The 9,909-nt window shown below is 49.4% G+C and carries 9 protein-coding genes and 1 tRNA gene; 7 read left to right on the top strand and 3 right to left on the bottom strand.

The annotated features are described in order from the left end of the window. Window positions 1-243: 243 nt before the first annotated feature. Together ACO6VE_RS23100 and ACO6VE_RS23095 are read left to right on the top strand one after the other, a co-directional pair. Entirely contained in the window at window positions 244-471 is a 228-nt protein-coding gene (locus ACO6VE_RS23100; protein ID WP_101746343.1) for a sulfurtransferase TusA family protein, read from the top strand. Window positions 472-529: 58 nt separating this feature from the next. Next, complete coding sequence (locus ACO6VE_RS23095; protein WP_422451069.1) at window positions 530-1,594, top strand: AI-2E family transporter; 1,065 nt, start codon at window positions 530-532, stop codon at window positions 1,592-1,594. 60 nt (window positions 1,595-1,654) lie between these two features. On the opposite strand, the gene ACO6VE_RS23090 is transcribed toward ACO6VE_RS23095, so the two are convergent. Then, window positions 1,655-2,167, bottom strand: coding sequence for a peroxiredoxin (locus ACO6VE_RS23090; RefSeq protein WP_269674951.1), 513 nt, complete (start codon window positions 2,165-2,167; stop codon window positions 1,655-1,657). Window positions 2,168-2,428: 261 nt separating this feature from the next. Here ACO6VE_RS23090 and dapA point away from each other — a divergent pair, with 261 nt between their 5' ends. Both dapA and bamC read left to right on the top strand, forming a co-directional pair. After that, window positions 2,429-3,304 (top strand): 4-hydroxy-tetrahydrodipicolinate synthase, encoded by an 876-nt coding sequence (gene dapA / locus ACO6VE_RS23085; RefSeq protein WP_422451071.1) that lies wholly within the window; start codon window positions 2,429-2,431, stop codon window positions 3,302-3,304. Next, entirely contained in the window at window positions 3,304-4,491 is a 1,188-nt protein-coding gene (gene bamC / locus ACO6VE_RS23080; protein ID WP_422451073.1) for an outer membrane protein assembly factor BamC, read from the top strand. The genes dapA and bamC overlap by 1 nt, the downstream gene beginning before the upstream one ends. Before the next feature lie 82 nt (window positions 4,492-4,573). Here bamC and ACO6VE_RS23075 read toward each other — a convergent pair whose 3' ends face one another. Further along, entirely contained in the window at window positions 4,574-5,683 is a 1,110-nt protein-coding gene (locus ACO6VE_RS23075) for a phosphoribosylaminoimidazolesuccinocarboxamide synthase (RefSeq protein WP_422451074.1), read from the bottom strand. Window positions 5,684-6,457: 774 nt separating this feature from the next. Here ACO6VE_RS23075 and ACO6VE_RS23070 point away from each other — a divergent pair. Further along, window positions 6,458-7,321 carry a co-chaperone YbbN gene (locus ACO6VE_RS23070; RefSeq protein WP_422451076.1) on the top strand — a complete coding sequence of 288 codons (864 nt, stop codon included), beginning with the start codon at window positions 6,458-6,460 and terminating at the stop codon, window positions 7,319-7,321. 169 nt (window positions 7,322-7,490) lie between these two features. Beyond that, entirely contained in the window at window positions 7,491-8,408 is a 918-nt protein-coding gene (locus ACO6VE_RS23065) for a hypothetical protein (RefSeq protein ID WP_422451078.1), read from the top strand. A 126-nt stretch (window positions 8,409-8,534) separates the two neighbouring features. Here the strand turns inward: ACO6VE_RS23065 and rdgC are convergent, their stop codons facing one another. Then, window positions 8,535-9,506: a recombination-associated protein RdgC gene (gene rdgC / locus ACO6VE_RS23060; RefSeq protein WP_163372131.1), complete on the bottom strand. Its 972-nt coding sequence runs from the start codon at window positions 9,504-9,506 to the stop codon at window positions 8,535-8,537. A 314-nt stretch (window positions 9,507-9,820) separates the two neighbouring features. Between rdgC and ACO6VE_RS23055 the strand changes: the two genes are divergently transcribed. Then, window positions 9,821-9,896 (top strand) — tRNA-Val (locus ACO6VE_RS23055). The last annotated feature ends 13 nt before the right edge of the window (window positions 9,897-9,909 follow it).

The raw sequence follows: 9,909 nt of genomic DNA, 5'->3' as shown, positions 1-9,909 counted from the left end.
ATAGCCGTAGCTATGTGACCGGAGTTGTAACGAAGCAGAGTGCCTGAACAAGGAGTCAGAAATATATGATTTCATATGGTTAGCTACTTAAGTAGTCATAATAGTGGTTGTTCATAGACGGGATATTTCCTCTTTTAACCAGTTGCCCGCTAAAGTGCTTAAACAGTTTTGACGGTTAAACTGTCGTTGATATTCACGTTGGGTGTTTTTACTGTTGCAGCCTGTAAAGAATGAGTCGTTATTATGGATGTTGATCAGGAGCTTGATCTTAAAGGTATGAACTGTCCACTGCCACTGCTGAAAGCCAAACAGGCACTCAGTCGAATGCAGTCAGGTCAGGTTATCAGAGTGTATGCGACAGATCCCGGTTCGGTCAGGGATTTTGCCAGCTTTGCTAATATCAGCGGGCATATCCTGCTGGCCAGTGAAGAAGAACACGGCGTTTATATCCATACATTGCAGCATAAGTAGTAAGGGATTTGAGTTGAATAATGAATCTTGAGTCGTTGAATAACTAACGGAGCATTTGATGCTGAATGTCATTAAGGGATGGTTGCACAGCTATCTCTCGGATCAGGAAGCGATTGTTCTTCTGATCCTGTTGCTGGTTGGCTTTGTTGTTGTGCTGACCATGGGAAAAATGCTGGCACCGGCATTGGCTGCTTTGATTTTTGCGTTTCTGATGCAAGGCCTGGTGAACTGGCTTGAGCGACAGCGAATGCCTCATCTTCTGGCCGTTAACCTGGTTTTTACCGGATTTGTTGCCGCGTTGTTGCTGGTGATTTTTGTGGTGGTGCCACTGGTGTGGGAACAGGTGACACACCTGTTAAATGCCATGCCAGGCATGGTTCGCCAAGGGCAGGCGTTGCTGGTGAGTTTGCCAGATCTATACCCCGGTTTTGTTTCTGAACACCAGGTCAGCCTGCTGGTCACAACCATTAATAAGCACCTGGCCGACTTTGGTCAGTGGGTATTGTCTTTTTCGCTGTCCAAGCTCCCCGGTATTGTTGCTCTTCTGGTCTACCTGATTCTGGTGCCTATCCTGGTTTTCTTTTTTCTCAAGGATAAAGAGGTTTTGCTGGGCTGGATGGCCGGTATTCTCCCTCGCCGTCGCAGGCTGATTGACCAGGTTGCTGATGAGATGAATGACCAGATTGCCAACTATATCCGGGGGAAGGCGATAGAAATTGTTATTGTCGGGGGTGTCAGTTATGTGCTGTTTGCCCTGTTAGGGTTAAGCTATTCTGCGCTTCTGGCGGTGATGGTCGGTTTCTCGGTTGTTGTGCCCTATATCGGGGCGACCGTGGTGACGATTCCCGTTGCCATTATTGGTTTTTTCCAATGGGGGTTGGATGATCAGTTTGTGATTCTGATGGTGTGCTATGGGATCATTCAGGCGCTGGATGGTAATGTGCTGGTGCCGCTGCTGTTCTCTGAAGCGGTGAACCTTCATCCTGTTGCTATTATTATTGCCGTTCTGGTGTTTGGCGGTTTGTGGGGGTTCTGGGGAATCTTTTTTGCCATTCCTCTGGCAACCTTGTTAAAGGCGGTAATGAATGCCTGGCCGACAGTGGCGGATGTGGAGTTAAGTTAAAGACAACTACTGAAAAAGTGGGCAATGCCCGCTTTTTCAGTCCGCAAGAGAGTGTTTTTATTACTCCTCTTCATTGCTGTTGTCACTGCTGTCGGTCTGCGCCTGAGTGTCTACCATTTGTGCGGCCTGCAGAACATCTTCAACATGCCCTTTAATGCGAACCTTTCGCCACTCGTGTTGCAGTACACCATTGCTATCGATCAGGAAGGTGCTTCGCTCGATACCCATATACTCCTTGCCATACATCTGCTTTAACTTGATGACGTCAAACAGTTTGCAGAGCGTTTCATCTTTATCGGAGATCAGCTCAAAAGGGAACTCGTGTTTGGCCCGGAAGTTTTCATGAGCCTTGATGCCATCTTTGGATACGCCAAAGACCAGCGTGTCTGACTCTTGAAATTGGCTGTAATGATCTCTGAAGGCCTGTCCTTCACTGGTACAGCCTGGGGTATTGTCTTTTGGGTAGAAAAACAGGACGACTTTACGGCCTTTGAGTTCAGAGAGTTTGACCGTCGTGTCGCTGGTCGCTTGGGCGGTAAAGTCAGGAACGGGTTGGCCCAGAGTTACGCTCATGTTTTATCCTTAGTCGCTCTCATTAGTCATTATTAATTTCAGGGGAGTTAGTTTAAACCATCACTGAAAAAAAGGCAGGTCTTAAAAGGTATTCAAAAATTTTAAGCTGTTTCTCTTCTTTTTTTCCCAACTTTTTATCTTATTCGACTTCAGTTTTTCAACAAAGTTCAATAAACAGCCTGGCCGGGATGGATTTCGGCCTTGTGAATGTAAAAGGGCGTTAGTAACATTACGCAAGATTCTGCCTTTAGGAGTGAACTGATGATTACCGGGAGCCTGGTGGCTATTGTTACCCCCATGTATGGCAATGGTGAGCTGGACTGGGAGAGTATGCATGCCCTTGTAGAGCATCATATTGACCAGGGGACGGATGGGATCGTGGTGGTAGGTACCACGGGTGAGTCAGCCACTCTGACGGTGCAGGAACATTGTGAAGCCATAAAACGCATGGTGGACCAGGTGAATGGCCGGATTCCCGTGATTGCCGGTACCGGGGCAAACTCAACCGCAGAGGCCGTCCACCTGACGGCGGAAGCCAAGGCACTGGGCGTGGATGCCTGTTTGCTGGTGACCCCTTATTACAACAAGCCGACTCAGGAAGGGCTTTACCTTCATTACCAAACGGTGGCTGAATCGGTGGCGATTCCCCAGATCCTCTATAATGTTCCCGGCCGAACGGCGGTGGATCTGCTGCCGGAAACCATTGGTCGCCTGAGCCAGCTGGACAATATTGTCGGCGTTAAGGAAGCCACGGGCATTGTTGAGCGTGGCCAGCAGATTCGGGCGTTGTGTGGTGAAGACTTTGCCATCTACTCCGGTGATGATGCTACCGGTATGGAGCTGATGCTCCAGGGGGCAAATGGCGTTATCTCTGTAGTCAATAATGTTGCACCAAAGATTATGCATGAATTATGTGTTGCTGCCACGGCGGGCGATCGCAGTACAGCAGAAGCGCTCAATGCCCGGATTGAAGCATTGAGCAGTCAGCTCTTTCTGGAAGCCAATCCGATTCCAGTAAAATGGGCATTAAAGGAGATGGGGATGATCAAGGACGGTATTCGTTTACCATTGACGCCCCTGTCGGAGTGTTATCACTCCGATGTTAGAAGTGCACTGCAAAAGGCGGGGTTGATTTGATGGTTCCAGGTCAAAGGATCAGTGAGTTGCCAAGGCATGCCCGGTTGGGCCTGTCTGTTGTGATCAGCGCATTGGTGCTGACAGGTTGTGCCAACCCTTTTGGCCAGCAGGGGTATCTGCGGGATCGTGCCGGAGACTACATCGAGGCGCAGACCGCTGAGCCCATCACCTTGCCGGCGGGAACTCAGGCCAGGGAACTGGGGGATATTCTGGTGATTCCAGAGGCTGGCCTGACTGACCAGAAACTGCCACGGGAGTTCGAAGTTCCAAGGCCTTCCCAGCGGTTGATGTTAAAAGAAGGTGATCATTACAGCCTTGAACGCGATGGCAGTCAGGAATGGTTGTCCGTTGATCGTGGGCCGGGTGAAGTGTTGCCTGGTGTGCTGGGCTATATTGAATGGCTGATGGAAGAGCTGGGTGTTGGCATTGCCAGCACAGAGTTTGACAAAGGCATTGTTGAAACCCAGTGGCATGACTTTGGCAAGGATAAAGATCACGGTGTGATGTACCGGACATTCGGTAAGTTATTTGGTGCTGATGATCTTGAGCCGATGGAAGAACGCTTTCGCTTTGAGGTTCGCAATGGCCTGAAAGGCGGAACCACGGAGGTTTATGTCTATCATCAGGGTCGGCCATTGGCTAAAAAAGGGAAACCGGCTGCGACTCCTGAGAACTGGGATAACCTGGGAGAGCCAAGCAAGCGGAAGGCAAACGATGTGCTCTCAGAGATGCTGGTTTACCTGGCACGGGATGATGTTCAGTCATCGGTTTCTCTCCAGGCTCAGGGGCTTGATATTGCTTCAGTCACAGAAGCGGGCCGGGATGGTAATGGTAACCCGGTGCTGACGGTACGTGGCCTGTCCTATGCCCGTGTCTGGGACGCTGCTGCCAACGCTATGGATAATGCTGGACTGAAGGTTGTTGATCGTAACCGTTCCGCCGGTCTTTTCTATCTTGCTGACAGTGTGCCACAACTGGAACAGGAGCAAGAGAAAAAGAGCTTCTGGTCAGGTTGGTTCAGTGATGATCAAGACTCCGATGTGTCTGATGAGCAGAAAACGCTGACGGTCAGGGTGAGTAATTACTCTGAGGCGGTTCAGCTTTCTGTAGAAAAGGATGTGAATACCTCAGCGCCTGCAGATGTCAGTCAGAGACTGCTCAAGGTGATTCAGGACAATCTTCAATAAATAATGATCTTCAATAAATAAAGCAGGCGTAAGCCTGCTTTATTGCATCTATCCCTGAACGACAGTTGTTCCTTTTGATGGTTTATCTGGCATCGATCAAACCATATTCCTTATCCAGAATTTCAATAATCTCGGCCTTGGGGTTGTCAGAAAGTTTGAGAGGCTTACCGGTAATCTTTTCAGCAATCGCTGTGTAGGTTCTGGAAAGGTCCATTAATGCGCTTTCCGGCAGTGCGTGATCTCTGGCAAGGGCTTCCCGCTCCGGCATTCGCTCTTTATTCAGCAGGATATCAGGCTCAGGGAAGTGATTAAGCAGAAACTGCCGGAAGCTCTCTTTTGAATTTTCAATCACCTCGCCCTGACGATAGGCTTCACCGTCCCAGATTCTGGAAGAGTCCGGCGTGCCAACCTCATCCATATAAATCAGCTTTTCCTGTCCACGGGCATCGGTGACGTAACCAAACTCAAATTTGGTATCAACAAACATCTGGTCCAGGGCAGTCAGGGACTGGCTGATAACCGTGAAGCCTTCCTGAAGCAGGGTTTCGTAGCGGTCAATATCATCAGGATGGCGAAAATTGAAAGCCCTGTAATTACCTTCCAGGTCCTTGCGGGTAATATTGACGTCATCCGCCTCAGGGACTCCGGGAATGCCTGTTAACACCCCCTTGGTTGATGGGGTAATCAGTAGCCCCGGCAGTGGTTGATCTTTCTCCAGCCCTTCCGGAAGTCGTATACCGCAGAACTCCCGTTCGCCTTTGCTGTAGGCCCGCCACATTGAGCCGGTAATATATTGACGACCGATGGCTTCAATCATTACCGGTTGCGCTTTCTGGACAATCCAGACCAGTGGATGAGGGATCGCCAGGATATGGCTGTCCGCCAGGCCATGTTGTTTGAAGAGATTGAACCAGTGGTTCGAGATCGCATTCAGCGCAGCGCCTTTGCCGGGGACACCGTTCAGCCCCCCCTCACCATGCCAGATACAGTCAAAGGCACTGATTCGGTCAGAAATAACCATAATGGCCAGTGGTGCATCGGCAGCGACATCATAGCCTTGTTCGTTGATCAGTCGTCGGCTGTCCGCTTCGGTAAGCCAGTAAACGGAGCGTACCTTGCCGGAGTGAATAGGAAGGTCGGTGCGAATCGGGAGATCGTTGTTAACGGCCAGGACCTTATCAGCAAGACTCATTGCGGCTACCTGTTCTGTATTCTGTTTTGTAATGTCGATTTATCACCCATGATGGTGATACAGCTCTACCCGGCGCAAGGGGGGGAGGTACGGTTGGAAATCATAGCAAATAACCCGTGTTCTCTGTACAGGAAAAAGAAGCAAAACCACTCTGCAGATCGTGAGGGGGCTGCTCAGTTTGGATCGGGTTTATTAATAACTGTTTGTTATTTAGACATCGTCCCGGAGTTTTCGGCGGATGGCTCATGGCTCTTGTTCAAGGGGGGAGGAAAATTTTTTTATGCACAAATGTCAAGCGATTGACGTGTATTTTTTTTCGCTGCCATAAGTGACTGATTTTGTAAGTACTTATCCTAAGTCCATGAAAAATATAGAAAAAAAATAGATCAAAAAATAACCAGTTTAATAAAGGGGTAGTAAACATCGGTCTTTGTGACGGGTTGTGAGTGATCATCCACAAACTTATCCACAGATTCTGTGGGTAAAGTAATGATCGCGATGTTGGCTTGAAGTCTGTTAATACAAAGTACTGTTAATTCCAAGATATTCTTAAAGAAAAAGTTTGTGCTGCCGGGTCGATTCTCCGGTGGCTTGCGGTGAAGTGTTTAATCACATTGCTTCAGACGGAACCGGGGGCAAAAAAAACAGCGAGTTAAAAATGCTGACAAAGGCCTTATCGTCAGCTGAAAGTATCATTATTATTGCCTCATCGTTTAGTGGTCATTGCTGCTGCAAAGGCCCTGATCCCAGCAGAATTTCAAGGTGGCAAATGTGATGAATGAGCAAAGCTTCGTGGTGGATGTAACAGAAGCGAATATTCAGGAAGTGCTCCAGCAATCCGCAGATCAGCCCGTGCTTCTCTATATAGGTATGCAGAGTGATCCGGCCTGTTCGGCGCAGCTGGGTGTTCTGGAAGCGTTGGCTGCTGCTTACCAGGGGAAGCTGATACTGGCGAAAGTGGCCGCAGAAACCGAGCAGATGCTGGCGCAGCAGCTGGTGAGTCAATTGCAGGTAAGAGCGTTACCCGGACAGGTGGTTTTGCACCAGGGAAGACCGGTTAAGGTGTTCAGTGGACCTCAGTCAGAAGAGCAGCTGCGTGAAGTGCTGGATCCGTTGACAATGAGTCCGGCAGAAATGATTCGCCAGCAGGTTGAAGCGCTGATGGCTGAAGGCGAAGCTGGCCAGGCACTGGAGTTGCTCCAGAACATTTTGCAGGATGAGCCTGATAACCATGCCCTGCAAGTGTTGCAGGTAAACCTGCTGCTGGAGCTGGGACGTATCGACGAAGCCCGGCAGTTGATGGCGGTGCTCCCCGCCGATGCAGAAGGCATTGCCCAACCGAAAGCCAAACTGGCTTTCTACGAAATGGTTGCGGACGCCCCTGCCCGGAATGAGTTGGAAGCCCGGCTGGCGGATAATGACAATGATCATGAGGCTCGCTACCAGCTGGCGATCCGGTTGGTGATTGCTGACCAGAATGAAGAGGCACTGGAGAATTTGCTGACGATTGTTCGTCGGGACCGTGAATTCCGTGAAGACGGTGCCAGGCTGCTGATGTTGCAGGTGTTTGATCAGCTGGGGCAGGGTAATCCGATCGCCAAGCGTTATCGCGGCAAGCTGTTTGGTTTAATGCACTGATTTTGTCTCACCAAATCTTGATCCTCCACTCGCATTCCCGGACTCAGTCTCCTGGAATGCTCGTGCTATCTTTTCTGAACTTTATATTGATCCTGTGGTCAAAAAAGTAAGAGGGCCATTCTTTCACCCGGATTGGTGTCGAGATAGCAGTTGAATCAGGAGGTTAATAATGAATTGTTTGTACGATGGAGCAGCTGCAATCGGCAGTGCTGTCGCTTACGTCCTGAAACAACCTTTGCGCCTGATCAGCTATTTTTGCGGCCGGGTTGTAGCGGGATTATCAGCAGTCAAAAAAAAACTGTTTGGCACCGTCGGGGAAAGTCAGCCATCCACCATTGACCTGTACCAACGGTCGGTTTCAATACCAATGGCTGGCCAGTCTCTTGTGACGGGCGAGCCATCGGTAATGGTCGAGAATACTGACCGCTCAAAACCTGCTGCCGGTCACGATGCTAATCTGAAGCCTGATCCCGGGTCACCGGTTAATTTCCCCCAGTGCATCAACATAGGGTTTCTGGGGGTCGACTGCGGGGGAAAATCGGCTTTGATTAATCTTCTGCGTGATGTGGATGTTAATGCGACCGACGCAGCCCGGGAAACCGTTGTTCGCTCCAAGCAACGGGATACCAAGCGCTACCGGCTAAATAAGACACCTGTTTATTTGTGTGAACTACCAGAGATCAAGGCAGATTATAACCCGGAGGCAATGGCCAAACGTTCAGGCCTCCTCGCCTATGATGCGGTGATTGTTCCTCATTGTTTCAACACCGTACGTTCTGATGCTCTTGCTACTATGATAAGTCAGGTGAAAGAAGCGGGTATCCCACTCTATTTCGTTTACACTAAAATGGATAACGCTATTGCGAGTATTCGCAGTGAAGAAAGAAAGTCGAGTCCCTCTTTTTATCAGGATCTTGCTACCGGGGTTAAGGCGCAGATAAAGCGTAATTTCCAACACGTCATCGGATCAGATTTCAGCGATGACAATATTTTTATCAGCGGCTTCCCTTCCGGCAGCAGAGAATTTGATGTGCCACAACTAAAACAGCTTCTTGGTAGCGTCCAGAAAAGAACAGGGAGTGGTTGAGAGGTGGCGCTTTTGCTACTTGGCAGCGTTGGCTGTCGTCAAAACCAGAAGGCAATTCACAGGCAAAAATCATCAAGCGCACAGAGGGAAACTCTCTAACCGTCGTGCGCTTTTTGCTTCAACCGCTTAAACGGTCTCTTTTTCCGGGATTTCCACCGAGAAGCTGGCCACCTCCTGTCTTTCCAGTGCTTCTTCGCTTATTCCTCCAAGGTTTTCCACCAGTTCATCCAGCATTTGTTGCAACGTCAGCGTCATGATGGCGAAGTCAGCGTCAAACTGTTCGGCTGCTGTTTCAGCGTTAACTTCATCTAGCTGTTCCTGAACGGAGTCGGTGAACTTCAGTTTACGAATGACCAGGTCATCACCAAGCACAAAGCTCAGGGCATCATTCCAAATCAGCGCCATTTTGCTGACCTGTTTTCCTGCCTGAAGGTGAACCTCAACCTCTTCACCAATCAATTCCTGTTTACTGACTTTTACCTGTCCCCCTTCATCGCCGGGCTCACGCAGCTCACACTCATCACCGAGCACCAGCTTGTCAGGCATGGGGATCTCCTGGGCCAGCCAGCGTGTCATGGCATGGGATGGCATGTTTTTCAGTGGCGGGTTAATAATCGGCAGACTGCCAAGGCATTCACGCAGGCAGGAAGTCAGCTCTTCAGCTTTCTTGAATGAAGAGGCATCCACCACCAGCCAGCCTTTTGCCGGATCAATATAAGCAAAGGTGTTCTGGCTGCGGCTGAATGCTTTGGGCAGCAGTTCCATCAGTACATCGTCTTTTAATGCTTTTTTCTCTTTGCTGAAAACCTGGCGGTCCTGTTCCTGTTCAATCTGTTCAACTTTTTCTTCCAGTGCTTCATTGATCACGCTGGCGGGAAGAATTTTCTCTTCCTTGCGGGCGGTGATCATAACGAACCCATTGCCGGCATGGGTCAGCAGTTCACCCTGTTTGCCTAACGGAGGAACCCAGCCATAGGTGCTCATATCCTGACTGCCACAGCTGCGAAAGCGTTTCTGGCGGAGTTGCTCTTCAAGATCGTCAACGGACGTTTTGAATGGCTGGGTAAACCGGTAAAAGATAAGATTTTTAAACCACATGATCGTTTCAGAATCCTGATTGGTCGGAAGTTTGGCCGCTTTCCATATCGTCCCATCCCTGTTCTCCCATATGGTCGGGCTGCACTTCCGAGTATGGGCTCAAGGCTGTGATGGAAAGCACATGTTAACAAAACCTGACCGTAAATTAGTTATTGATATTGATAAAGAAACAGAGGGTATAAAAAAAAGTTTTTAATAACTGTTGCGTATCAACAGGTTAGCTGCTTATAATTCGCCGCGTTGTTGAGAGGGGCTCTCGGGAAGCTTGAGAGAACAAAGCAAAGTTCTCAACAATCTCTTTGATTAAGAGTTCAGGGTGATTAGCTCAGCTGGGAGAGCATCTGCCTTACAAGCAGAGGGTCGGCGGTTCGATCCCGTCATCACCCACCAGCTAGAAACTAGT

It is taken from the genome of Endozoicomonas sp. ALB115 (assembly GCF_049310245.1).
Classification (GTDB): domain Bacteria; phylum Pseudomonadota; class Gammaproteobacteria; order Pseudomonadales; family Endozoicomonadaceae; genus Endozoicomonas.
Note: the sequence above shows the minus strand (reverse complement) of the source record. Positions and strands in the feature narration are given on the sequence as shown.

Coding starts and splice junctions, on each gene's coding strand:
- ACO6VE_RS23090 (WP_269674951.1), bottom strand. CDS start 2,167: ATGAGCGTAACTCTGGGCCAACCCGTTCCTGACTTTACCGCCCAAGCG.
- bamC (WP_422451073.1), top strand. CDS start 3,304: ATGGTTCCAGGTCAAAGGATCAGTGAGTTGCCAAGGCATGCCCGGTTG.
- ACO6VE_RS23070 (WP_422451076.1), top strand. CDS start 6,458: ATGAATGAGCAAAGCTTCGTGGTGGATGTAACAGAAGCGAATATTCAG.
- rdgC (WP_163372131.1), bottom strand. CDS start 9,506: ATGTGGTTTAAAAATCTTATCTTTTACCGGTTTACCCAGCCATTCAAA.
- ACO6VE_RS23065 (WP_422451078.1), top strand. CDS start 7,491: ATGAATTGTTTGTACGATGGAGCAGCTGCAATCGGCAGTGCTGTCGCT.
- ACO6VE_RS23100 (WP_101746343.1), top strand. CDS start 244: ATGGATGTTGATCAGGAGCTTGATCTTAAAGGTATGAACTGTCCACTG.
- dapA (WP_422451071.1), top strand. CDS start 2,429: ATGATTACCGGGAGCCTGGTGGCTATTGTTACCCCCATGTATGGCAAT.
- ACO6VE_RS23075 (WP_422451074.1), bottom strand. CDS start 5,683: ATGAGTCTTGCTGATAAGGTCCTGGCCGTTAACAACGATCTCCCGATT.
- ACO6VE_RS23095 (WP_422451069.1), top strand. CDS start 530: ATGCTGAATGTCATTAAGGGATGGTTGCACAGCTATCTCTCGGATCAG.